This is a genomic window from Pantoea dispersa (assembly GCF_014155765.1).
In the GTDB taxonomy this organism is placed as follows: Bacteria; Pseudomonadota; Gammaproteobacteria; order Enterobacterales; family Enterobacteriaceae; genus Pantoea; species Pantoea dispersa.
Map to the genome: position 1 here is coordinate 172,771 of NZ_SCKT01000007.1, position 22,644 is coordinate 195,414.

Consider the following 22,644-nt stretch of genomic DNA (forward strand, 5'->3'; position numbering starts at 1 on the left):
GACGTACATCAACTGCGGCTTTATATACCCATTTAGAGGTATGTTGCTGATTTTACGCGTTTTTATCTAAGTCTTTTATTTGGTTGAAAATTACCCAATGGCGGCAGAAAAGTTGCCAGCGGCGCGGCCGTTTTTCGTGCTAGCTTAAGATGTTGCGTTTTCAGCGGAGAAGGATATGACCCAGCAAGCGTTTAAGTGGATAAACAACCTGCGCCTGGCAGGCCAACCGGGTTTATGGCAGATCGAAATTCGCCACGGCAACATCAGCGCCATCATTCCGCAGCCGCCGCACGCGGCCGCCCAGCCGGATGCGCTGGATGCCGCCGGTGGCCTGGCGAGCGCGCCGTTTATCGAGCCGCATATTCATCTCGACACTACGCAAACCGCTGGCGAACCGGCGTGGAATCAGTCCGGCACGCTGTTTGAAGGCATTGAGCGCTGGGCTGAACGCAAGGCGCTGCTCAGCCATGAGGATGTGAAGCAGCGCGCGCGGCAGACGCTGAAGTGGCAAATTGCCAACGGCATTCAGCACGTGCGTACCCACGTGGATGTGTCCGATCCCACGCTGACCGCCTTAACCGCGATGCTGGAGGTGAAAGCGGAGATGGCGCCGTGGATCGATATCCAGATCGTGGCCTTTCCGCAGGAAGGCATTCTCTCTTATCCCAACGGCGAAGCGCTGCTGGAAGAGGCGCTGCGCCTCGGTGCCGACGTGGTGGGCGCGATCCCGCATTATGAATTTACCCGCGAATATGGCGTCGAATCACTGCACAAGGCGTTTGCGCTGGCGCAGCGCTATGACCGGCTGGTGGACGTGCACTGTGACGAGATTGATGATGAGCAGTCGCGCTTTGTCGAGACCGTGGCGGCGCTGGCGCACCGCGAAGGCATGGGCGCGCGCGTCACCGCCAGCCACACCACGGCGATGCATTCGTACAATAACGCGTATACCTCACGGCTGTTCCGCCTGCTGAAGCTGTCGCAGATTAACTTTGTCGCCAATCCGCTGGTGAATATTCATCTGCAGGGACGCTTTGACAGCTACCCGAAACGGCGTGGCGTGACGCGGGTGAAAGAGCTGCTGGAGGCGGGGATCAACGTCTGCTTCGGCCATGATGATGTGTTCGATCCCTGGTATCCGCTCGGCACCGCCAGCATGCTGCAGGTGCTGCATATGGGGCTGCACGTCTGTCAGCTGATGGGCTATGAGCAGATCGACAGCGGTCTGCAACTCATCACGCACAACAGTGCCAAAACCATGCAGCTGGCGGATTATGGCGTGCAGGTGGGCAACGCGGCCAGCCTGATTATTTTGCCTGCCGATAACGGGTTCGATGCGCTGCGCCGTCAGGTGCCGGTGCGCTATTCGCTGCGTAAGGGCGTGCTGGTGGCGGCCACACTGCCGGCAAGCAGTGAAATTTATCTCGGTGCTAGCGAAGCGGTGACGTTCCGGCGTTAAGGGAGCGGGAAGAGGAATAGCGGCGCGAGGCTTCGCGCCGCTCGGGGATCAGGCAGTCTGGTGAGCGTGCTGGCGATGTTTAGTGACAAAGCCGAGCAGCACACACATCACAAACACCACCGCGTACAGCGCGTTCGCGGTGGACAGCGCCGCGTGTGCACCGCCTTTGGCCACGATCGGGCCGGTGACCACGAAGGTCAGCATGGTGCCGACGGTGCCGCAGGTGAGGATGAAGTTCACCAGCTTCGGCGATGACGCTTTGGTCTGCAGCGAGCCCAGCGTGATGATGGTGGTGTAAATGGCGCTGGAGAAGAAGCCAAGCGACATAATGATCCAGTGCAGCATGCTGGCATCGGTGGTTTTCACGAACCAGAACATCAGGCCGGTGGCCAGCAGCGCCAGCACCACCAGAATGCGTTGCAGGTCGAAGAAGCGCAGCAGGAAGCTGAACGCCCACATGCCGACCATATAGGCGGTCCAGAAGTTACCGACCAGCTGACCGGCAGCGGCGATATCCATGCCCATCGATTTGGTGGCGTATTCCGGCACCCAGGAGATGAAGCCGAGCTGGCCGAGGATGTAGCACAGTGCCGCGATCGACAGGAACAGCACGCCGATGCCCCACTTCTCTTTTTCACCGCCCTGCACCGCGGCTTCGCTCTTCAGCACCGGGAACTCGACCATCAGCGTCAGGATAAAGATCGCCACGTAGATCACGCCAATGCAGGCATAAACCCAGTACCACGGCAGCGCGCGCGCCAGCAGAATGCCCGCGATAATCGGGAAGATGGTGCCGGCCATGCTGAAGAACGAGTCGGTAAACAGCAGACGGGAACCGCGCTGGCGACCATCGTACAGATGGGTAATCAGGAAGGTGCCGATCGACATGGTGATACCGCTGACCACGCCGAGCACGAACATGCACAGCGAGAACACCGTGAGGTTATGGCTGGTCATCAGCCCGGCCACGGCGAGGATCATCAGCACAAAGCCAAAGATCAGCTGGCGCTTGAGTGGCACAATCACCATCAGCCAGGCGTTCAGGAACACCGCCGCCAGAATACCGGCGTTAAGGAAAGTGAAGGTGTTGCTCATCTCGGAGATGGGCAGCTGGAAATACCGGGCAATATTATCCAGCACCATACCGGTAACGATCACCAGTGCGCCGGTGAGCGCATAGGAGAAAAAGCTGATCCAGGTAAGGCCAATGCGATTACGGTTTGTCATGTTCTGAACCTGTGATGCGCCGACGTGGCAAAAAGTGTCATGAATTGTAAATGGATCTGTGATCGTAATAAACAAGCAGTGAAACGTGCGAGAAATATTTCATTAATAGTGTGATTTTCGTCACGCAAATGATTGCGCGACGGGAAAAGTATGACGATAGCAACATCAGCGTAAATATAGGTAAAACGCTGGCTCTTGTATTACATGCTCTTTACAATCAATCTCGTTTTTGAGCTTGCTCTCCAAGGTAAGGAATCTTTCATGCTTAAACGTACTTTGACAGCGGCGGTTGCCCTGTTAGCGCTCTCTTCTGTATCTGCTTCGGCTCTGGCGGCGAAAGGGGATACGCACGTGCTGCTCACCACCTCTGCGGGCAATATCGAACTTGAACTGGATAATCAGAAAGCCCCGGTTTCAGTAAAAAACTTTGTGGATTACGTGAATAACGGCTTCTACAACAACACCATTTTCCATCGTGTGATCCCTGGTTTCATGATTCAGGGCGGCGGTTTCACGGCGGATATGCAGCAGAAGCAGACCAACGCGCCGATCAAAAACGAAGCGGATAACGGCCTGCGCAACCTGCGTGGCACCATTTCCATGGCGCGTACCGCTGAGAAAGACAGTGCCACCAGCCAGTTCTTCCTGAACGTGGCGGACAACGCTTTTCTTGACCATGGCCAGCGCGACTTCGGCTATGCGGTGTTTGGTAAAGTAGTGAAAGGCATGGATGTGATCGACAAGATCGCCCAGGTGCCGACCAAAGATGTCGGGCCATACCAGAATGTGCCGTCAAAACCGATTGTTATCACTTCCGCGAAAGTCCTGCCGTAATCCCTCTGCGCGCCACCCCTGGGTGGCGCCGTCTGCCGCGCTCCAGCAAAGCTGAAATTTGCTCTTATACTTAGGGCACATCCTGCTTGCCGGAGGCGCTATGAGCAGCAAACTCACCGAAAAACAGAAAATCACGTTGTGGCAGCAAACCCGTGCGGCCAATTATCAGGCCAGCTGCAAACTGGCCGGTTATACGCTGAATGAACCTGCCGTCGAGAGCGCCCAGGCGGACGATCGTCTGGCATCGCTGAGGAGGCAATATGGCGGATAACAGCCTGGCGGTGCGCGATCCCTATTTGTGGCACAACGATGACGTGCTGAAAAACCTGCTGGAAATTCACGACGTGGCGCAATTGCGTAAAGCCGAGCTGGCATTCAGCGCGGCGCGGCTGGCCACGCTGGCGCTCGGACCGGCCACGCCTGGCCTGCCGCACCTGCGCCATATTCACCGCACGCTGTTTCAGGATATCTACAGCTGGGCCGGCGAACTGCGTACCATCGACATCTGGCGCGACGACACGCCCTATTGCCACTGCGAGTATATCGAGAACGAGGGCAATGCGCTGATGAGCGCACTGGAAGAGGAAGAGGGCCTGTGCGACCTCGACCCGCAGACCTTCGTGGCACGCATCGCGCATTACTACTGTGAAATCTACGTCCTGCATCCGTTCCGTGCCGGTAACGGGCGGGCACAGCGCATCTTTTTCGAACAGCTGGCGCTGCACGCGGGCTATCTGCTGAACTGGGATACGCTGGAGCCTGAAAGCTGGCACAAGGCCATCGTCGCCGGCGTCGGCGGCGATCTCGCGCCGCTCAATGCGCAGTTTGCGAAAGTGGTGAGGCCGGCCTCACCGCTAAAGTAATATTTCCAGCCCGTGCTTTTGCACGATGTGGAGCAATTTGAGTGAAATGCCGCCCGGGCGTTTTACTCCGCTCTCCCATTTCTGCACCGTGGAAACGCTGGTGTTGAGGTAGCGGGCAAAAACGGGCTGACTCACGTTAAGGTTTTCGCGCAGCGCTTTGATATCTCCGGCCTCCAGCGCTTTAACCTCTTCCAGACAGCATTGGTCAAAATCCCGCATGCTCTGTTTATTCAGGGCTCCGGCTTCAAACAGGCCTGTTGCTGCACTGTGAATTGCCTCCAGGGCTGGGCTTTTTATTTTTTGCATGTGTGTTGTCATCACAGCTCCGTTAGATCTAGCACCTGGTGCGAGAGTAATCAGATTCTTTTTTGACAGCTAGCGGGGATTGAGGTCGAAGGTGGTAACATTGCTTTTTTGCGACCTTTCTTGCTTGTCGCCCACCGACAGCACCCACTCAATTCATCTGTAATGTATGCTGCTGCTAATTGATAACTACGACTCCTTTACCTGGAATCTCTACCAGTACTTCTGTGAACTTGGCGCGCAGGTGCGCGTGGTGCGCAACGATGCGATGACGCTGGAAGAGATGACGGCGCTGCCGCTGAGTCATCTGGTGATCTCGCCGGGCCCCTGTACGCCGGATCAGTCCGGCGTTTCGCTCGAAGCCATTCGCCACTTTGCCGGACGGTTGCCGGTTCTCGGGGTATGCCTGGGCCATCAGGCCATCGCCCAGGCCTACGGCGCACAGGTGGTGCGCGCGCGCCAGGTGATGCACGGCAAAACCTCTGCGGTGCAGCACACCGGCCAGGGTGTGTTCCGCAACCTGAATAATCCGCTGACCGTGACGCGCTATCACTCGCTGATTGTGGCGCGCGACACGCTGCCACCAGAGTTTGAAGTCACCGCCTGGAGTCTGCGCGATGGCGTTGCCGATGAGATCATGGGCTTCCGCCATCGTACGCTGCCACTGGAGGGCGTGCAGTTCCATCCGGAGAGCATTCTCAGCGAGCAGGGGCATCAGCTGCTGGCGAATTTCCTCAATATGTAACTTCCGTTTGCCATTGCATGATTTTTTATGCATATTTTGTGATTATAATTTCACATCAGCTCAACAAATAACCCGATGAGGTCATCAATGGCAGCGGAAAATCTAGCGGTAAGCCGGGAAACGTTCGATAACGTTATTTTGCCTGTTTATGCACCTGCGCAGTTTGTGCCGGTCAAAGGCAAAGGCAGCCGCGTGTGGGATCAACAGGGCAAAGAGTATATCGACTTCTCCGGTGGTATCGCGGTCACCGCGCTTGGCCATTGTCATCCGGCGCTGGTGGAAACGCTGAAAAGTCAGGGCGAAACCCTGTGGCACACCAGTAACGTGTTCACCAATGAGCCGGCACTGCGCCTCGCCAGTAAACTGATCGCGGCGACCTTCGCCGAGCGGGTATTCTTCGGTAACTCCGGTGCCGAAGCGAACGAAGCGGCGTTCAAACTGGCGCGCTACTACGCCTGCAAAAAGCACAGCCCGTTCAAAAGCAAAATTATCGCTTTCCACAACGCCTTCCACGGCCGCACGCTGTTCACCGTCTCGGTGGGCGGTCAGCCGAAATACTCCGATGGCTTTGGTCCGAAGCCGGCGGATATCGTCCATGTGCCGTTTAACGATCTGGCAGCGGTGAAAGCGGTGATTGACGACCACACCTGCGCGATTGTGGTGGAGCCGATTCAGGGGGAAGGCGGCGTGATGCCGGCAACGACGGAATTCATGCAGGGATTGCGTGCGCTGTGCGATCAGCACAACGCGCTGCTGGTGCTGGATGAAGTGCAGAGCGGCATGGGCCGCAGCGGTAAGCTGTTTGCTTACGAACACTATGGTATCAAGCCAGATATCATCACCACCGCTAAAGCGCTGGGCGGCGGTTTCCCGGTGAGCGCGATGCTGACCACTCATGAAATCGCCTCGGTGATGGCGCCAGGCGTGCACGGCACCACCTACGGCGGCAACCCGCTGGCCTGTGCGATTGCCGAAACCGCGCTGGATATCATCAATACGCCCGAGGTACTGAATGGTGTTGACGCGCGCCGTGAGCAGTTTGTCTCGGCGCTGCAGAAGATCAATGAGCAGTTCGACATCTTCAGTGAAATTCGGGGCAAAGGGCTGCTGCTGGGTGCCGTACTCAACGCGCAGCACGCCAGCAAAGCGCGCGATATCCTCAACGCTTCCGCCGCTGAAGGCCTGATGGTGCTGACCGCCGGCAGCGATGTGATTCGCTTTGTGCCGTCGCTGGTGATTGAGCCGACCGATATCGCAGAAGGCATGGCGCGCTTCGCCCGGGCGATCGCGAAAGTCCTGAATTAACCTTTCGGCTTCAGCACGCTGAGCCAGCGGCCGTGATGCGGGCGCTGGCTCCACGCCAGTGAAGAAATGGTGTGCATCACATTGAGGTGCTGCAGAATGCGCTTCACATGCTGTTCGACAATCGTCACCGGCCCCTCATTCAGATTCTCCGGCGCTTCCAGAATATTGCTGTCGTTGCCCGGCCCGTCGTAAGCCAGCCGCTGCTGACAGCGCTGCAGCGCGATTTCACAGGACTGCAAATAGCGCTCCGCCAGCTTTGGCGTCAGCATGGTATGCTCGCGCGCCAGAATGGTCATGGCGTTGATGTGCTCGACAATAAACTGGCTGTGAGTCACCCACAGGCGCATATCTTTCAGATACTGGAAGTTAAAGCCCGGCTCGGTGGACGCCTGGTTGAGCGAGTTAAACAGCGCGTTGTGCGCCTGGTTAACCTTGACGCGCTGATACGCCAGCTTCTCCGGCGCCTGCTCCGGACCGAGCAGCAGGCGCAGCGCCTCCTGATACGCCTCCAGCGCGTCGTGCGCGTTATTGCGCAGCAGCCCGCTCTGCCACTGCGGCCATAGCCAGATCATGCCGGCGAAGGCAATCAGGCAGCCCATCAGCGTATCCATCATACGCGGCAGCAGGAACTGCGCGCCGTTCAGCGACAGCAGCTGCAGCGAATAGACCGCCGTCACCGTAAAGCCAATCATCGACCAGCCATAATATTTACGCGTGATCAGATAGCTGGCGAGCGTGATGACCAGCATGGTCAGCAGGGCAATCGACTCCGGAACGGCAAAGCGCAGCGACGCCGCGGCGATCAGCAATCCGGCGAAGGTGCCGAGCGCGCGGTGCTGAATGCGCACGCGAGTGGCGCTGTAGCCGTTCTGGCTGACAAACATGATGGTCATCAGAATCCAGTAGGGCTTAGGGATATTGAAGAACAGCGCCAGCGCGCTGCCGAACATCAGCATCACCGCAAAGCGCGCCGCCGTCCGCAGCGCGGCAGATTTTAGCGACAGGTAGCTGCGCAGCGCCGGCAACAGCGGCAGGCGTCGCTGGCGATCGGCCATCAGGTCGCGGGTATACAGCGGCTTCTGCGTGCGCAGCACGCGCGCAATGCGGCTGAAATGGTAGAGGCAGAAATTACCGACCGGATTATCCGGGTGCTGCCGGGCAATTTTCTCCAGCGCGCCGAGCGGCTTCTCCATGTGGAAGCGTTCCGGCAGCTGGTGATAAAGAATGGCATCGGCCAGCACGCGTAGCCGTGCCGAAATGATTTTCGCGTTCCAGCGGATCACCGCCTCGGCGTGGCTCTGCTCCACCAGCTTTTGCACCTCTTCCGGCTGGTGCAGGCTGACCGAGATGTGCTCCTGCAGATCGAGCGCAACCTGAAAGGCGCGCGTCAGGCGTTTATGGCTGTTATCACGGCTGGCGGACAGCATATGCATCTGCTGGTAGCAGGTGGTGATCAGATCGACCGCTTTCTGCTGGCGCGCCAGTAGCGGCGGCAGCGCTTTTTCCGGATCGGTCAGCTGCGTCAGCAGGGTGTATTTGGCGTCGCAGTAATCGGCCAGCTCGCGGTACAGCAGGCTGAGGGTCTCGCGCATCGGTTGCTCTTTCCACAGCCAGAACCAGAACCAGTTAAACAGCCCGTACCACAGCGTCCCGCCGATATACAGCAGCGGCGGGACCCACATTGGCATACGGCCGACGAGGCTTAAGGTAAAGATGGCGGCGATCAGCGTGCCGGGCAGTAAACGACCATGCAGCGGGCTGATTTCACCGGTCACGCCCACCAGCAGCGGCAACACCAGCAGAATCAGCGGCAGCGGCACAGCGTAAGCCGTGAGGTACTGAATCAGAAAACTGCCGCTGGCGAACAGTGCGCCGCCGACAATCAGCCGTTTGAAGAACCGCTTGTGTGGCGTATCCAGACCGGCGATGTTGCAGCAGGCCGGCACCAGGGAGAACAGCAGCCCTTTTTGCAGATCGCCAAACAGCCAGCCGAGCGCCACAGGCAGGCACAGCACCAGCGTTTGCCGCAGCGCATAGTTAACTTCCGGATGATAGATGATTCGACGCCACATCAGCTCATCGTAAACAGAAACGGCGCGATGTTGCCATCACGCCGTGGGTGAGAAGAAATCAGCGGGTGCCGTAAACGACGATGGTTTTGCCGTGTGCGGAGATCAGGTTCTGATCTTCCAGCATTTTCAGGATACGACCCACGGTTTCGCGTGAGCAGCCCACGATCTGACCAATCTCCTGACGGGTGATTTTAATCTGCATACCGTCCGGGTGCGTCATGGCGTCAGGCTGTTTCGCCAGGTTGAGCAGCGTCTGCGCGATACGGCCGGTCACATCGAGGAAGGCAAGGTTGCCGACTTTTTCAGATGTAACCTGCAGGCGACGCGCCATCTGCGCCGACAGGCGCATTAAAATATCCGGATTGACCTGAATCAGCTGACGGAATTTTTTGTAGGAAATTTCAGCCACTTCGCAGGCGGTTTTCGCACGTACCCAGGCGCTACGCTCCTGGCCCTCTTCAAACAGGCCGAGCTCACCGATGAAATCCCCCTGATTGAGGTAGGAGAGAATCATCTCTTTGCCTTCTTCATCTTTAATCAGTACCGCGACGGAACCTTTCACGATGTAGTACAGCGTTTCCGCTTTCTCACCCTGATGGATGAGGGTGCTTTTGGATGGATATTTGTGAATATGGCAATGGGACAGGAACCATTCGAGTGTAGGGTCTGTTTGCGGTTTGCCGAGAACCATTCGCTATTATCCTCTGTTGTAATCGTGCCCAAAATACAGGGGGCAGTTTTCCCTGTCAGGCGGTGAAATCGTCCAGCGTTTCCCGTGAGGGACAGTTATTCGGGGGTGGATTCGTAAGCGATGCTTTTGATTCGTCCCGCTTTCGTCTTTCGTGACGAAAATATTTTCAGCACTGTTTGTAGCATAGCTTTTGCAACCTGTCTCCTGTTGTCTCGCTTCAGCAGGTGGGGGATGCGTCTGCATTGCTGTTTGTCAGGTGAAAGCGTACTCTGGCGGCAAAACCGCCGCTTCAGGAGAAAGAATAATGCAGGCACGAGTGAAATGGGTGGAAGGGCTGACCTTTCTCGGAGAATCCTCATCCGGTCATCAGGTATTAATGGACGGCAATTCCGGTGATAAAGCGCCCAGCCCGATGGAGATGGTGTTGATGGCTGCGGGCGGCTGCAGCGCGATTGACGTGGTGTCGATTCTGCAAAAGGGGCGCAACGATGTCGCCGACTGTGAAGTCAAACTGACCTCGGAACGCCGCGAAGAAGCGCCACGCATTTTTACGCATATCAATCTGCATTTTATTGTCAGCGGCAAAGCGCTGAGCGATAAAGTGGTGGCGCGCGCGGTGGATCTGTCCGCGGAGAAGTACTGCTCGGTCGCGATCATGCTGGGCAAGGGCGTCGAGATAACGCACAGCTACGAAGTGGTGGAGCTGTAATCCAGCCGGGAGCGCGGCGCTGCGCTCCCGATCTCAGTTCCTCCCGGCGAAACTGGCGCGTTAGCCTGCGCTATTCAATACGTTTTCCTTCAATCAACCGCTGCACCAGCGGCGTCATGATCAACTCCATCGCCAGTCCCATCTTGCCGCCCGGCACCACCAGCGTATTCATGTGGGAAATAAACGAGCCCTGGATCATCGCCAGTAAATAAGGAAAAGCGATGCCCTCCAGGCCGCGAAAATGGATCACCACAAAGCTCTCATCCAGCGACGGGATCTCACGCGCGGCAAACGGGTTCGAGGTATCCACGGTCGGCACGCGCTGGAAGTTGAGGTGCGTGCGGGAAAACTGCGGCGTGATGTAGTTGATGTAGTCTTCCATCGAACGCACCACCGAATCCATCACCGCTTCGCGCGAATGGCCGCGCTCACTGGTGTCGCGCACCAGTTTCTGAATCCACTCCAGATTAACAATCGGTACCACGCCAACCAGCAGATCGACGTGTTCCGCCACGTTATGTTGCTGCGTCACCACGCCGCCGTGCAGGCCTTCATAGAACAGCACATCGGTGTTTTCCGGCAGCGGCTGCCAGGGTGTAAACGTGCCCGGCACCTGATTCCACGGCACCGCTTCATCGTAGGTGTGCAGATATTTGCGCGACTGGCCGAGTCCGCTCTGGCCATAGTCGCGGAAAGTCTGCTCCAGCAGGCCGAAGTCGTTGGCTTCCGGGCCAAAGTAGCTGATGTGACGCCCGAGGTCGCGCGCCTTACGAATCGCCATGTCCATTTCCGGACGGGTATAGCGATGGAAACTGTCGCCTTCTATTTCCGCCGCGTGCAGATCCAGCTGCTGGAAAATTTTACGGAAGGCGAGACTGGTGGTGGTGGTTCCGGCGCCGCTGGAACCGGTAACGGCTATGACTGGATGCCTGGCTGACATAACAGCGCTCCCTGTGAAGTCCGGCGATGAGCATTGTTACCACGAATTGCCGCCTGACGCATCAGCCGCGAAATTCCCGCCGCGGCATAATATTGACCGATTCATGCAATTCTGACCACACCAGTACCACTTCGCCCTGCTCAAGCTGGCGGCGCACGTCGGCCACTTTTTGCGTCAGGCTGCGCTCCTGCTCGCCATAATCGGTGCCTTCACGCAGCACAAAACTTTCTATCAGGTTTTCCAGCGTTGTCGGGTCGAGTTCTTGCCAGGGAATAATCACAGTTACATATCCAGATAAGTTGAGAGCCAGTCCGGCACGCGCTGCTCCAGCCACATTTTGGGTCGCAGCAGGCTGCCGCCCACGAAGCCGACGTGACCGCCTTGCTGCGTCAGCTGATACTCAATTGTGGCAGACAACTGCTGCGGCTGCGGGATCACCGCATCGGTCATGAAGGGATCGTCTTTAGCATGGATGATCAGCAGCGGCTTGCGCACGCCGGTCAGCAATGGCATGGCGCTGGCGCGCTGATAATAGTCGCGCGCATCAATAAACCCGTGGGCGCGGGCGGTAATCGCATCATCAAACTCACGCAGCCGGCGGAAGGCGCGCAGCTGCGTCAGATCGACCGGCAGCGTGCCCGGCCAGGCGCGCAGTTTGCGCGTGGCGTTTTTCTTCAGCTGGGTCAGGAGGTAGTGCTGATAAAAGCGTGAAAAGCCCACGTCCAGCTTCTGGCTGCATGGCTCCAGCGCCAGCGGCGCGGAGATGGCGACCGCGGCATCCAGCGGGGCCGACGTGCCCTGCAGCCCCAGCAGACAGGCCAGCATATTGCCGCCGAGCGAAACGCCGACCGCCGCCGTTGGCACCGTGCCCCATTCGCGCTGCAGCCAGTGCAGAAAATAGGTCGCATCTTCAGTTTCACCGGAGTGATAGATGCGCTGCAGACGGTTAGGCTCGCCGCTGCAGCCGCGGAAGTGCATGATCACCGCCAGCCAGCCGCGCGCCTGACACGCCTGCATCAGCCCATGGGCATAGGGGCTGCGGAAACTGCCTTCCAGCCCGTGGAACAGCACCATGCGCGGCTTGTGACGTGCCTGTGCCGGATCTTCGCTCCACGCCAGATCGACGAAGTCGCCGTCCGGCAGATCGAGGCGCTGCCAGTGCGGGCGCAGCGTGACGCGCCGGCGCAGCAGGCGCGGCAGCAGCGTTTGCAGATGCGCATTGCCGAAGCCGCGCAGCGGGGTAAAGCGCTCGCCGCTCGGGCGATCAAAATAGCCTGGGATAGTACTTGTCTGATGCATAACTCGCTGATAGCTTCGATGGGTTGTTCGCTTTTCTGGGTGAGGAGCACCCGAATATACATGGAACTGAGTCTTTTTTTATCAATGCTGGGCTTTCTCTGGGTCGCGGCCATCACGCCAGGGCCCAATAATATGTTACTTACCGCCTCAGGTGCTAATTTTGGCTTCCTGCGCACCTTTCCACTGCTGATTGGTATCATGATTGGCATGCAGGTGATGTTGCTGATGGTGGCGTTTGGCATCGGCAGCCTGATTCTGCTCTATCCCTCACTGCATCTGGTACTAAAAGTGGCCGGTAGCCTCTACCTGCTGTGGCTGGCGTGGAAAATTGCCACCGCCGAATACGAAACGCTGGAGACCGACGATGCCAGCGTGAAGCAGATGCCTTTCTGGCAGGGCGGATTACTGCAACTGATCAACCCGAAAGCGTGGCTGATGGCGCTGGGTGCGGTCGCCAGCTTTAGCCTTGCCGGCAGCGCCTATATGCATTCCGTAGTGGCGATCAGCCTCGGCATGGCGCTGGTGAACGTGGTTTCCGGCGTGATCTGGATGGGTTTCGGCTCGCTGATTGGCCGGCTGCTGCGCAGTCCGCGCGCGTGGAAAATCTTCAACCTCGCCATGGGTGCGCTGACCGCAGCCTGCGTGCTGTTGATCTGGCACTGAGTCAGCTGGAGGCGCGCTCAATGCGCGTCCACGGCAGCACTTCATGCACCACTGCCGCCTGGCGCTGACGGATGCGCGCCAGCAGCAGCTGCACGCTGCGGGCACCCATCTGGTTCATCGGCTGGGCAATGGTGGTCAGCGGCGGGTTGATGCTGCTGGTGAACGGAATGCCGTCAAAGCCGACTACCGCCAGATCCTCCGGCACGCGCAGTCCGGCTTCCAGAGCAGCGTGAATCACACCAACCGCCAGCACGTCTGATACCGCAAACACCGCATCCGGCCGCTCTGGCTGCGTTAGCAGTTCGCGCAGCGCCGCGCTGCCCGCTTCGCAGGAGATGTCGCTGGCGTAAGCGACGCCGTGCCAGTCAAGCCCCAGCTGCGTGATGGCGTCGCGATAGCCGCTTTCGCGCTGGTGCGAATAGAGATAGCGCATATCGCAGTTGACCAGCGCAATGCGCTGGCGCCCTTTGCCGGCCAGATAATGCACCGTGTCATAGGCCGCCTGACGGTTATCGATGGTGACGCTGGAGGCGTTAACCGAGGGATCGTACTCCGCACACTGCACCCACGGCGCATCACCAATCAACTCTTTCAGTCCCTGCAGACAGGCCGCGGCGTCCATGGTGATCACCCCATCCACCACTTTGCCGGCCAGCAGCGCCAGATAGGCGGTTTCGCGCCGTAGCTGTGAGGCGGAATTACATAACAGGATGTGATAGCCGTGCGCTTCGGCCTCCGCCTCGATGCCCTGCACCACCCGTGAGCAGAACGGATTGGTGATATCGGAAATCAGCACCAGCAACATGTTGCTTTGCGCGGTACGCAGCTGGCGCGCCAGCAGGTTGGGCTGGTATTCGCACACATTAATTGCGGCCAGCACCCGTTTACGCGTATCTGGCCGGACGCCAGGATGCTGGTTTAACACCCGTGAAACCGTGGCTTTCGACACGCCCGCGAGGCGCGCAACTTTCTCAATCGACATGGAGGCCAGTACCGCTGTAAAAGGGGGAAAAAATCAAGACGAGATCAATACCACAGTCGGCATGTGAGCGCCTGACATATTTGTTCCGCACCAGCGGTTTTGTATTTGCATTTTTTGCATAGCGTTACCCGATGTTGATCTAAGAACCGATTTTTATTAGGGATAATTTTTAATTCCTTTATGAAATCATTGCTGCTGGCGACACTGCCGTCACGACTCAACATTGGGGTGCATGATGATGGCAGTAACCAAAACAATAAGCGCGGTAGCAGCCGCGTTAGCGCTGATGACCTTTCAGGCGCAGGCGGTCAATGTGACCGTGGCTTATCAGACGTCGGCGGAACCGGCCAAAGTGGCGCAGGCTGACAATACCTTTGCCAAAGAGAGCGGTGCCACGGTTGACTGGCGCAAATTCGATAGCGGCGCCAGCGTCCTGCGTGCGTTAGCCTCGGGCGATGTGCAAATTGGCAACATCGGTTCCAGCCCGCTGGCGGTGGCCGCCACGCAGCAGCTGCCGATTGAAGCTTTCCTGCTGGCTTCACAGCTGGGCAATTCTGAAGCGCTGGTGGTGAAAAAAGACATCAGCTCGCCCAAAGATTTGATCGGCAAACGCATTGCCGTTCCCTTCATCTCCACCACCCATTACAGCCTGCTGGCCGCGCTGAAACACTGGGGCATCAAACCCACCCAGGTGCAACTGGTCAATCTGCAGCCGCCGGCGATCATTGCTGCCTGGCAGCGCGGTGATATCGACGGCGCTTACGTCTGGGCGCCCGCCGTCAATGAACTGGAGAAAGACGGCAAGGTGCTGACCGACTCGTCGCAGGTCGGGCAGTGGGGCTCACCGACGCTCGACGTCTGGGTAGTGCGCAAGGATTTTGCCCGGCAGCATCCTGAAGTGGTCACCGCTTTCGCCCGTAGCGCGATTGCCGCGCAGCAGGCTTATATCGCCAACCCGGAACAGTGGCTGCAGCAACCGGATAACCTCAGCAAGCTGTCGCGCCTGAGCGGCGTGCCGGAAAGTGACGTCCCCGAACTGGTGAAAGGCAACACCTACCTGACGGCGCAGCAGCAGGTGGAACAGCTGGGCAAACCGGTCAACAAGGCGATTGTCGATACCGCACAGTTTCTGAAAGAGCAGGGCAAAGTGCCGGATGCCGCCAGTGACTACAGCAGCTTTGTCACCACGCGCTTTGTTGCCCCCTTAGCCAAATAACGGAGGCCTTATGCTCAGCATCACCCATCTCAACGCACGTTACGCCGGGCAACCGGCGCTGCAGGATATCAATCTGCAGCTGGCCAGCCGCGAATTGCTGGTGGTGCTGGGGCCGTCCGGCTGTGGCAAAACCACGCTGCTGAACTTGATCGCCGGCTTTCTGCCGCTGGAGTCCGGCAGTATCACGCTGGATGGCAAGCCGGTACGCGGACCGGGCGCAGAGCGCGGCGTGGTCTTTCAGAACGAAGGGCTACTGCCGTGGCGTAACGTCATCGATAACGTGGCATTTGGCCTGCAGCTGGCGGGCATGGCAAAAGCTGAACGGCACGCTATCGCCCGCCGTCTGATCCGTAAGGTCGGGCTCGAGGGCGCAGAAAAGCGTTTTATCTGGCAGCTCTCTGGGGGTCAGCGTCAGCGCGTGGGGATTGCCCGTGCGCTGGCCGCTGATCCGCAGCTGCTGCTGTTAGATGAGCCGTTCGGTGCGCTGGATGCCTTCACGCGCGAGCAGATGCAGACGCTGCTGCTGACGTTATGGCGCGATACCGGCAAGCAGATTCTGCTGATCACCCATGACATCGAAGAAGCCGTCTTTCTCGCCAGCGAACTGGTGCTGCTGTCGCCGGGTCCGGGTCGCGTAGTAGAACGTCTGAAGCTCGACTTTGGCCAGCGCTTCGCCGCAGGCGAGCCGTGCCGCAGCATCAAATCCGATCCGGCATTTATCGAACGACGTGAGTATGTCCTGAACCAGGTGTTCGCGCAGCGGGAGGCGTTTGTATGAGTGCCGTTATTGATGACAAGCGCCGGACGTCCCGCGTTCGTCGCCTGCGCTGGCCCTTTTCCCGCCAGCTGTCGCTGAGCCTGCTGAGCGTAGCCGTGCTGCTGCTGCTGTGGTGGGGCGTGACCGCGCTGGGGCTGATTGCGCCCTTGTTCCTGCCGCCACCACAGCAGGTGCTGCATAAGCTGCTGGTTATTGCCGGTCCGCAGGGCTTTATGGATGCCACGCTATGGCAGCACCTTGGTGCCAGCCTGACGCGCATGCTGGTGGCGCTGTTCTTTGCCGCGCTGATCGGCATTCCGGTGGGCATTGCCATGGGGCTTAGCCCGGCGGTGCGCGGGCTGCTCGATCCGCTGATTGAACTCTATCGACCGGTGCCGCCGCTGGCCTATTTACCGCTGATGGTGATTTGGTTTGGCATTGGCGAAACCTCAAAGATTTTACTGATTTATCTGGCAATTTTCGCGCCGGTGACTTTGTCCACCCTGGCCGGCGTGAAGAATACGCAGCAGGTGCGGATCCGTGCCGCTCAGGCGCTGGGGGCGACGCGCGGGCAGCTGCTGCGTTTTGTCATTCTGCCCGGAGCGTTGCCGGAGATTCTCACCGGTCTGCGCATCGGCCTGGGCGTGGGCTGGTCCACGCTGGTGGCGGCCGAACTGATTGCCGCGACGCGCGGACTGGGCTTTATGGTGCAGTCGGCTGGGGAGTTTCTCGCCACCGATGTGGTGCTGGCGGGCATCGCGGTGATCGCCCTGATTGCCTTTAGTTTAGAACTGGGTTTACGTGCGCTACAGCGCCGACTGACGCCCTGGAATGGAGAACAGCAATGAACGAACGAGTGAATTTTACCGCGCTGGGTCCGTATATCGGGGCGCAGGTCAGCGATGTCGACCTCAGCCGTCCGCTGAGTGACGCGCAGTTTGAGCAGCTTTACCATGGTCTGTTGCGTCACCAGGTGCTGTTTCTGCGCGATCAGTGTATTACGCCGGAGCAGCAGCGCGCGCTGGCGATCCGCTTCGGCGATCTGCACATTCATCCGGTTTATCCGCATGCCGAAGGCGTGGAAGAGATTATCGTGCTGGATACGCATCAGGATAATCCGCCGGACAACGATAACTGGCATACCGACGTCACCTTTATTCAGACGCCGCCGGCGATCGCCATTCTGGCCTCAAAGCTGCTGCCGGAGAGCGGTGGCGATACGCTGTGGACCAGCGGGATTGCCGCTTACGAGGCGCTGTCAGAGCCGTTCAAACAGCTGCTGAGTGGCCTGCAGGCGGAGCACGACTTTAAGAAATCGTTCCAGGAGTATAAGTACCGTAAGACGGAAGAGGAGCATCAGCGCTGGCAGCAGGCCGTGGCGAAGCATCCGCCGGTGCAGCATCCGGTGATCCGCACCCATCCGGTGAGCGGACGCAAGGCGCTGTTTGTTAATGAAGGTTTTACCACCAGGCTGCTGGGCGTAAGCGAGAAGGAGAGTGAGGCGCTGCTGGGCTATCTGTTTGCGCACGCCACCAAGCCGGAGTTTCAGGTGCGCTGGCGCTGGCAGCCGAACGATGTGGCAATCTGGGATAACCGCGTGACGCAGCATTATGCCAACGCGGATTATTATCCGGCGCGACGCGTGATGCATCGCGCGACGGTGTTAGGGGATGTGCCGGTGTGATTTCGGAGCGTTGATTGCCCTCACCCCAACCCTCTCCCGCCAGCGGGAGAGGGGGCCGACCGTGCGTAGCAGGTAAGGCGGAGTAAGGTTTGTTCCCTCTCCTGTGGGAGGAGGCTGTTCCAGCGCGGGAGTAAGGTTTATTCCCTCTCCCTATGGGAGAGGGTCAGGGTGAGGGCATCATCGCGCACCTTACCCCGCGAGCATCTGCTCCAGCTGCTCCTGCGCCTCCAGCCACGCCATTTCGACCTCTTCCAGCGCCGATTTGCTCTCCGCCTGGCGCTGCAGGGCGGCGGTTAAATCGGCCTTACGGCTCTGCTCGTAAATGGCGCTGTCGGCCAGCTGTGCTTCGGCTTCGCTGAGCTGTGTCTGCCATTTGGCCATCTGCTTCTCCAGCTTTTCGATCTCTTTGCGCAGCGGCTGCGTCTGCGCGCGCAGCTCGGCGTCGCGGCGCTTCTGATCTTTGCGGGACTGCGCGCTGTTGGCGTTGTCCTGCTTCGGCGCGGCATCCTGCTGCGTTTCCTGCTTCTGCAGGTCGCTCAGCCACTGCTGATAATCGTCCAGATCGCCCTCGAACACATCCACTTTGCGGTCGTGCACCAGGTAAAGATCGTCGGTGGTTGAACGCAGAAGGTGACGATCGTGTGACACCACCACCAGTGCGCCTTCAAAGTCGATCAGCGCTTCGGTCAGCGCCTGGCGCATATCCAAATCGAGGTGGTTGGTCGGTTCGTCGAGCAGCAGCAGATTTGGCCGCTGCCAGACGATCAGCGCCAGCACCAGCCGCGCTTTCTCGCCGCCGGAGAAACGCTCGGTGGCTTCGCTGACTTTATCGCCCTGAAAACCAAAGCCACCCAGGTAGTCACGCAGCTGCTGCTCCAGCGTTTTCGGGGCGATGCGCGCCAGATGCTGCAGCGGCGACTCATCGGCGCGCAGATACTCGAGCTGATGCTGCGCGAAGTAACCCAGCTTGATCCCTTTCGCCAGACCCACCTTGCCCGCCAGCGGCTCCAGCTCGCCCGCCAGCAGTTTGATCAGCGTGGATTTACCGGCGCCGTTACGCCCCAGCAGGCCGATGCGCGAACCCGGCACCAGGTTGAGTTTGATGGCATCCAGAATCACCCGCTCACCGTACCCCGCCGAAACCTGCTCCATTTTCAGGATTGGGTTAGGCAGACTCTCTGGCGCGCGGAAGCTGAAGCTGAACGGGTTATCGACGTGCGCCGGGGCAATCAGCTCCATGCGCTCCAGCATCTTGATGCGGCTCTGCGCCTGTTTGGCTTTAGTGGCCTGCGCGCGGAAGCGATCGATGTACTTTTGCAGGTGCGTGACTTTTTCCTGCTGGCTCTGGTACAGCGCCTGCTGCTGCGCCAGTTTGGCTACGCGCTGACGCTCGAACGAGCTGTAGTTGCCGGTGTATTCGAACATTGTCTGCTGTTCGATATGGATGATTTTGTCCACCACCGGGTCGAGGAAGTCGCGGTCGTGCGAGATCAGGATCAGCGTGCCGGTATAACTCTTCAGCCAGCGCTCCAGCCAGATCACCGCGTCGAGATCGAGGTGGTTGGTCGGTTCATCGAGCAGCAGCAGGTCGGAACGGCATACCAGCGCCTGAGCAAGGTTGAGACGCATACGCCAGCCGCCGGAGAAATCGCTCACCGGCCGCATTAATTGTTCCTGGCTGAAGCCCAATCCGTGCAGCAGACTGGCGGCGCGTGCGTGTATGCTCCACGCCTGAATAGCATCCAGCTTGCCGTGCAGCAGCGCAATGGCGTTGCCATCGTCGCGCGCATTGGCTGCCGCTAATTCGGATTCGAGTTGACGATATTCGCGGTCGCCGTCGATAACATATTCCAGCGCGGCTTTACTCAGCGCCGGGGTTTCCTGATTCACCCACGCCAGCGCCCAGTTGCCGGGAAAGGTGACGTTGCCGGCATCGCTGCTGATTTCACCCTTCAGCAGGGACAGCAGCGTGGATTTACCGCAGCCGTTTTTACCCACCAGGCCGACTTTTTGCCCCGGGTTAATGGTGGCCGTTGCGTTATCCAGCAGCACATTAGTGCCGCGACGGATTTGTAATGCGGAAAAGACAATCATAAGCGCCGTATCGTCAGAATATGTTAATTTATCGGCAACATAATTCGATAATGTTTGTTGCGTCGAGCATGGTAGCGGAATTCCGCCGCGGTGACGACGCTTTGGAGGGGAACGATGTCGCAGCCGCCCAAAATATTGCTGCTTTACGCCCATCCGGAATCACAGGATTCGATTGCCAATCGGGTTTTGCTGCAGTCGGCTATGGAACTGGACCACGTCACGGTGCACGATTTATACGCCCACTATCCGGATTTCTTTATTGATATTCATTACGAGCAGCAACTGCTGCGCGACCATCAAATCGTGGTGTTTCAGCATCCACTTTATACCTATAGCTGTCCGGCACTGCTGAAAGAGTGGCTGGATCGCGTACTGTCGCGCGGCTTTGCCAGCGGCCAGGACGGTAATGCGCTGGAAGGCAAATACTGGCGCAGCGTGGTGACCACCGGTGAGCCGGAGACGGCGTATCACCACAGCGGCCTCAATCGCTACCCGATGAGCGACATTATGCGACCGTTTGAGCTGACGGCGCAGATGTGTCGCATGCACTGGCTGACGCCGATGGTGATTTACTGGGCGCGTCGTCAGACACCCGAGGTGCTGCGCAATTTTGCGCGCGCCTATGGCGACTGGCTGGCGTCACCGCTGCCGAACGGAGGAGTGTGATGCAAGGCGAAACGTTACTCACCGCCGGCGTGATTTATCTGGTGGCGGCGGTGCTGGTGGTGCCGATTGCCGCCCGGCTCGGCATTGGTGCGGTGCTGGGCTATCTGCTGGCCGGTATCGCCATCGGCCCGTGGGGGCTGGGCTTCATCAGCGATGTAGACGAGATTCTGCACTTCTCGGAGCTTGGCGTGGTGTTCCTGATGTTTATCATCGGGCTGGAGCTGAACCCGGCCAAGCTGTGGGCGCTACGGCGCTCTATTTTTGGCGTCGGTGCCGCGCAGGTGCTGGTTTCGGCAGCGATCCTCGGCGTGCTGCTGTGGCTGACCGACTTCAGCTGGCAGGCCGCGGTGATTGGCGGTATCGGCCTGGCGATGTCCTCGACCGCCATGGCGCTGCAGCTGATGCGCGACAAAGGCATGAACCGCAGCGAAGCGGGCCAGCTGGGCTTCTCGGTGCTGCTGTTCCAGGACCTGGCGGTGATTCCGGCGCTGGCGCTGGTGCCGCTACTGGCCGGCAGCGACAGTGGCCACGTCGACTGGCTCAAGGTGGGCATGAAGGTGCTGGCATTCGCCGGTATGCTGGTGGGCGGACGCTATCTGCTGCGGCCGATTTTCCGTTTCATCGCCGCGTCCGGCGTGCGGGAAGTGTTTACCGCCGCCTCGCTGCTGCTGGTGCTCGGTTCGGCGCTGTTTATGGATGCGCTGGGCCTGTCGATGGCGCTGGGGACGTTCATCGCCGGTATTCTGCTGGCAGAGAGTGAGTATCGCCACGAACTGGAAGTCGCCATTGAACCGTTTAAAGGGCTGCTGCTCGGGCTGTTCTTTATTTCGGTGGGCATGGCGCTCAACCTCGGCGTGCTTTATACCCACATCCTCGAAATTCTGATTGGCGTGGTGCTGCTGGTGGCGGTGAAAACGCTGGTGCTCTACGTGCTGGCGCGCATTTATGGTCTGCGCAGTTCGGAGCGCCTGCAGTTTGCCGGCGTGCTGAGTCAGGGCGGTGAATTCGCCTTCGTGCTGTTTTCGGCGGCGTCGTCGGCAAAACTGTTCAGTGGCGATCAGCTGCCGCTGCTGCTGGTCACGGTGACGCTGTCGATGATGACCACGCCGCTGCTGATGCAGGGCGTGGATAAGATTCTGGCGCGCCGCTTCAACGAACCGGAAGAGGACGGTGAAAAGCCGTTTGTCGAGGACGATCAGCCCCAGGTGATTGTGGTGGGCTTTGGCCGTTTTGGTCAGGTGGTCGGGCGTTTGCTGATGGCCAACAACAAGCGCATCACCGTGCTGGAGCGCGATATCTCGGCGGTCAGCCTGATGCGCAAATATGGCTACAAGGTTTACTATGGCGATGCCACCGAGCTCGAGCTGCTGCGTGCCGCCGGGGCGGAGAATGCGCAGTCGATCGTCATCACCTGTAACGATCCGGAAGATTCGATGACCATCGTGCACTTGTGCCAGCAGCACTTCCCGCAGCTGGAGATTCTGGCGCGGGCGCGCGGTCGTGTCGAGGCGCATGAGCTGCTGCAGGCGGGCGTCACGCTGTTCTCGCGTGAAACCTTCTCCAGCGCGCTGGAGTTAGGCCGCAAAGCGCTGATATCGCTGGGCATGCATCCGCATCAGGCGCAGCGCGCGCAGCAGCACTTCCGCCGGCTGGATATGCGCATGCTGCGTGAACTGGTGCCGAGCCACGACGACAGCGTGCAGGTTTCACGCGTGCGTGAGGCGCGACGCGAGCTGGAGGACATTTTCCAGCGTGAAATGCAGCATGAAAAACGGCAGTTTGACGGCTGGGATGATGAGTAAGGCTACACTTAACGTATCCGTTCTGATAACGGGCAGGAAAGACTATGCGTAAACGTTTTATTGCCGGTGCGGTTTGTCCGCACTGTCAGGAGAAAGACACGCTGGCGATGTGGCGTGAAAACAATGTCGATGTGGTGGAGTGCGTAAAGTGCGGCCACCAGATGCGTGAGGCGGACAAGCAGGCGCGCGATCAGGTTCGCAGCACTGAGCAAGTGATTGGCATTTTTCATCCGGAGTAGCGCGATGGCGCAGCTTTTTTTAAGCTTAGCCTTACAGCGGTATTGAATTCCGCTACAATCGGCGCCATTAACGCTGAGCAGTATGGTCCAACAG

General features: G+C 58.9%; 24 protein-coding genes. 15 read left to right on the plus strand and 9 right to left on the minus strand.

Going from position 1 to position 22,644, the window contains the following annotated elements; genetic code table 11:
- The first annotated feature begins 175 nt into the window (after positions 1 to 175).
- Positions 176 to 1,459: a cytosine deaminase gene (locus tag H7K56_RS18290; RefSeq protein WP_150360739.1), complete on the plus strand. Its 1,284-nt coding sequence runs from the start codon at positions 176 to 178 to the stop codon at positions 1,457 to 1,459.
- Between the two features lie 48 nt (positions 1,460 to 1,507).
- Here the strand turns inward: H7K56_RS18290 and tsgA are convergent, their stop codons facing one another.
- Positions 1,508 to 2,686: an MFS transporter TsgA gene (gene tsgA, locus H7K56_RS18295; RefSeq protein ID WP_127834660.1), complete on the minus strand. Its 1,179-nt coding sequence runs from the start codon at positions 2,684 to 2,686 to the stop codon at positions 1,508 to 1,510.
- A 261-nt stretch (positions 2,687 to 2,947) separates the two neighbouring features.
- Here tsgA and ppiA point away from each other — a divergent pair, with 261 nt between their 5' ends.
- From ppiA to H7K56_RS18310, 3 genes are all read left to right on the plus strand, one after another.
- Entirely contained in the window at positions 2,948 to 3,520 is a 573-nt protein-coding gene (gene ppiA / locus H7K56_RS18300; protein ID WP_021507435.1) for a peptidylprolyl isomerase A, read from the plus strand.
- A 100-nt stretch (positions 3,521 to 3,620) separates the two neighbouring features.
- The gene (locus H7K56_RS18305) at positions 3,621 to 3,791 is read left to right on the plus strand and encodes a YhfG family protein (protein ID WP_021507436.1); all 171 of its coding nucleotides are present in this window, start codon (positions 3,621 to 3,623) and stop codon (positions 3,789 to 3,791) included.
- The gene (locus tag H7K56_RS18310; RefSeq protein ID WP_141496735.1) at positions 3,781 to 4,383 is read left to right on the plus strand and encodes a putative adenosine monophosphate-protein transferase Fic; all 603 of its coding nucleotides are present in this window, start codon (positions 3,781 to 3,783) and stop codon (positions 4,381 to 4,383) included. The genes H7K56_RS18305 and H7K56_RS18310 overlap by 11 nt, the downstream gene beginning before the upstream one ends.
- Here H7K56_RS18310 and H7K56_RS18315 read toward each other — a convergent pair.
- Positions 4,375 to 4,701, minus strand: coding sequence for a helix-turn-helix domain-containing protein (locus H7K56_RS18315; RefSeq protein WP_249042720.1), 327 nt, complete (start codon positions 4,699 to 4,701; stop codon positions 4,375 to 4,377). The two genes, H7K56_RS18310 and H7K56_RS18315, sit on opposite strands and share 9 nt — an antisense overlap.
- Before the next feature lie 154 nt (positions 4,702 to 4,855).
- Here H7K56_RS18315 and H7K56_RS18320 point away from each other — a divergent pair, with 154 nt between their 5' ends.
- Together H7K56_RS18320 and argD are read left to right on the plus strand one after the other, a co-directional pair.
- Positions 4,856 to 5,431, plus strand: coding sequence for an aminodeoxychorismate synthase component II (locus tag H7K56_RS18320; RefSeq protein ID WP_150360738.1), 576 nt, complete (start codon positions 4,856 to 4,858; stop codon positions 5,429 to 5,431).
- Positions 5,432 to 5,518: 87 nt separating this feature from the next.
- Entirely contained in the window at positions 5,519 to 6,736 is a 1,218-nt protein-coding gene (gene argD / locus H7K56_RS18325; protein ID WP_058775006.1) for a bifunctional acetylornithine/succinyldiaminopimelate transaminase, read from the plus strand.
- On the opposite strand, the gene H7K56_RS18330 is transcribed toward argD, so the two are convergent.
- Together H7K56_RS18330 and crp are read right to left on the minus strand one after the other, a co-directional pair.
- Positions 6,733 to 8,808, minus strand: a complete 2,076-nt coding sequence (locus H7K56_RS18330; RefSeq protein WP_021507439.1) for a YccS/YhfK family putative transporter — start codon at positions 8,806 to 8,808, stop codon at positions 6,733 to 6,735. The genes argD and H7K56_RS18330 overlap by 4 nt on opposite strands.
- A gap of 58 nt (positions 8,809 to 8,866) precedes the next feature.
- Positions 8,867 to 9,499, minus strand: a complete 633-nt coding sequence (gene crp, locus H7K56_RS18335) for a cAMP-activated global transcriptional regulator CRP (protein ID WP_000242755.1) — start codon at positions 9,497 to 9,499, stop codon at positions 8,867 to 8,869.
- Between the two features lie 304 nt (positions 9,500 to 9,803).
- On the opposite strand from crp, the gene H7K56_RS18340 reads away from it, so the two are divergent.
- Positions 9,804 to 10,208: an OsmC family protein gene (locus H7K56_RS18340; protein ID WP_150360737.1), complete on the plus strand. Its 405-nt coding sequence runs from the start codon at positions 9,804 to 9,806 to the stop codon at positions 10,206 to 10,208.
- Between the two features lie 70 nt (positions 10,209 to 10,278).
- Here H7K56_RS18340 and H7K56_RS18345 read toward each other — a convergent pair whose 3' ends face one another.
- The 3 genes from H7K56_RS18345 to H7K56_RS18355 all read right to left on the minus strand — a co-directional run bounded on the left by H7K56_RS18345 (position 10,279) and on the right by H7K56_RS18355 (position 12,447).
- Positions 10,279 to 11,148, minus strand: a complete 870-nt coding sequence (locus H7K56_RS18345) for a phosphoribulokinase (protein ID WP_058780169.1) — start codon at positions 11,146 to 11,148, stop codon at positions 10,279 to 10,281.
- Positions 11,149 to 11,209: 61 nt separating this feature from the next.
- Positions 11,210 to 11,428: a YheU family protein gene (locus H7K56_RS18350; RefSeq protein WP_021507442.1), complete on the minus strand. Its 219-nt coding sequence runs from the start codon at positions 11,426 to 11,428 to the stop codon at positions 11,210 to 11,212.
- 2 nt (positions 11,429 to 11,430) lie between these two features.
- Positions 11,431 to 12,447, minus strand: coding sequence for a hydrolase (locus tag H7K56_RS18355; RefSeq protein ID WP_058759291.1), 1,017 nt, complete (start codon positions 12,445 to 12,447; stop codon positions 11,431 to 11,433).
- Positions 12,448 to 12,507: 60 nt separating this feature from the next.
- On the opposite strand from H7K56_RS18355, the gene H7K56_RS18360 reads away from it, so the two are divergent.
- Positions 12,508 to 13,110 carry a LysE family translocator gene (locus H7K56_RS18360; RefSeq protein ID WP_058780168.1) on the plus strand — a complete coding sequence of 201 codons (603 nt, stop codon included), beginning with the start codon at positions 12,508 to 12,510 and terminating at the stop codon, positions 13,108 to 13,110.
- Between the two features lies 1 nt (position 13,111).
- Here the strand turns inward: H7K56_RS18360 and H7K56_RS18365 are convergent, their stop codons facing one another.
- A complete protein-coding gene (locus tag H7K56_RS18365) occupies positions 13,112 to 14,092 on the minus strand; it encodes a LacI family DNA-binding transcriptional regulator (RefSeq protein ID WP_021507445.1) in 981 nt (326 codons plus the stop codon).
- A gap of 235 nt (positions 14,093 to 14,327) precedes the next feature.
- On the opposite strand from H7K56_RS18365, the gene tauA reads away from it, so the two are divergent.
- The 4 genes from tauA to tauD are packed head-to-tail and all read left to right on the plus strand — an operon-like array spanning position 14,328 to position 17,749.
- Positions 14,328 to 15,308, plus strand: coding sequence for a taurine ABC transporter substrate-binding protein (gene tauA / locus H7K56_RS18370; protein WP_150360785.1), 981 nt, complete (start codon positions 14,328 to 14,330; stop codon positions 15,306 to 15,308).
- 10 nt (positions 15,309 to 15,318) lie between these two features.
- Positions 15,319 to 16,086 carry a taurine ABC transporter ATP-binding subunit gene (gene tauB / locus H7K56_RS18375; RefSeq protein ID WP_021507447.1) on the plus strand — a complete coding sequence of 256 codons (768 nt, stop codon included), beginning with the start codon at positions 15,319 to 15,321 and terminating at the stop codon, positions 16,084 to 16,086.
- Positions 16,083 to 16,913: a taurine ABC transporter permease TauC gene (tauC, locus tag H7K56_RS18380; RefSeq protein ID WP_021507448.1), complete on the plus strand. Its 831-nt coding sequence runs from the start codon at positions 16,083 to 16,085 to the stop codon at positions 16,911 to 16,913. Before tauB ends, tauC begins: the two co-directional genes overlap by 4 nt.
- Positions 16,910 to 17,749 (plus strand): taurine dioxygenase, encoded by an 840-nt coding sequence (gene tauD / locus H7K56_RS18385; protein ID WP_150360736.1) that lies wholly within the window; start codon positions 16,910 to 16,912, stop codon positions 17,747 to 17,749. The genes tauC and tauD overlap by 4 nt, the downstream gene beginning before the upstream one ends.
- 189 nt (positions 17,750 to 17,938) lie before the next feature.
- Here the strand turns inward: tauD and H7K56_RS18390 are convergent, their stop codons facing one another.
- Positions 17,939 to 19,843: an ABC transporter ATP-binding protein gene (locus H7K56_RS18390; RefSeq protein WP_104189617.1), complete on the minus strand. Its 1,905-nt coding sequence runs from the start codon at positions 19,841 to 19,843 to the stop codon at positions 17,939 to 17,941.
- Positions 19,844 to 19,957: 114 nt separating this feature from the next.
- Here H7K56_RS18390 and kefG point away from each other — a divergent pair, with 114 nt between their 5' ends.
- The 3 genes from kefG to H7K56_RS18405 are packed head-to-tail and all read left to right on the plus strand — an operon-like array spanning position 19,958 to position 22,550.
- On the plus strand, positions 19,958 to 20,509 hold the full coding sequence (gene kefG, locus H7K56_RS18395) for a glutathione-regulated potassium-efflux system ancillary protein KefG (protein WP_021507451.1): 552 nt from the start codon (positions 19,958 to 19,960) through the stop codon (positions 20,507 to 20,509).
- Positions 20,509 to 22,311, plus strand: coding sequence for a glutathione-regulated potassium-efflux system protein KefB (gene kefB, locus H7K56_RS18400; protein WP_021507452.1), 1,803 nt, complete (start codon positions 20,509 to 20,511; stop codon positions 22,309 to 22,311). Before kefG ends, kefB begins: the two co-directional genes overlap by 1 nt.
- A 44-nt stretch (positions 22,312 to 22,355) precedes the next feature.
- Entirely contained in the window at positions 22,356 to 22,550 is a 195-nt protein-coding gene (locus H7K56_RS18405) for a YheV family putative zinc ribbon protein (protein WP_021507453.1), read from the plus strand.
- Positions 22,551 to 22,644 lie beyond the last annotated feature (94 nt).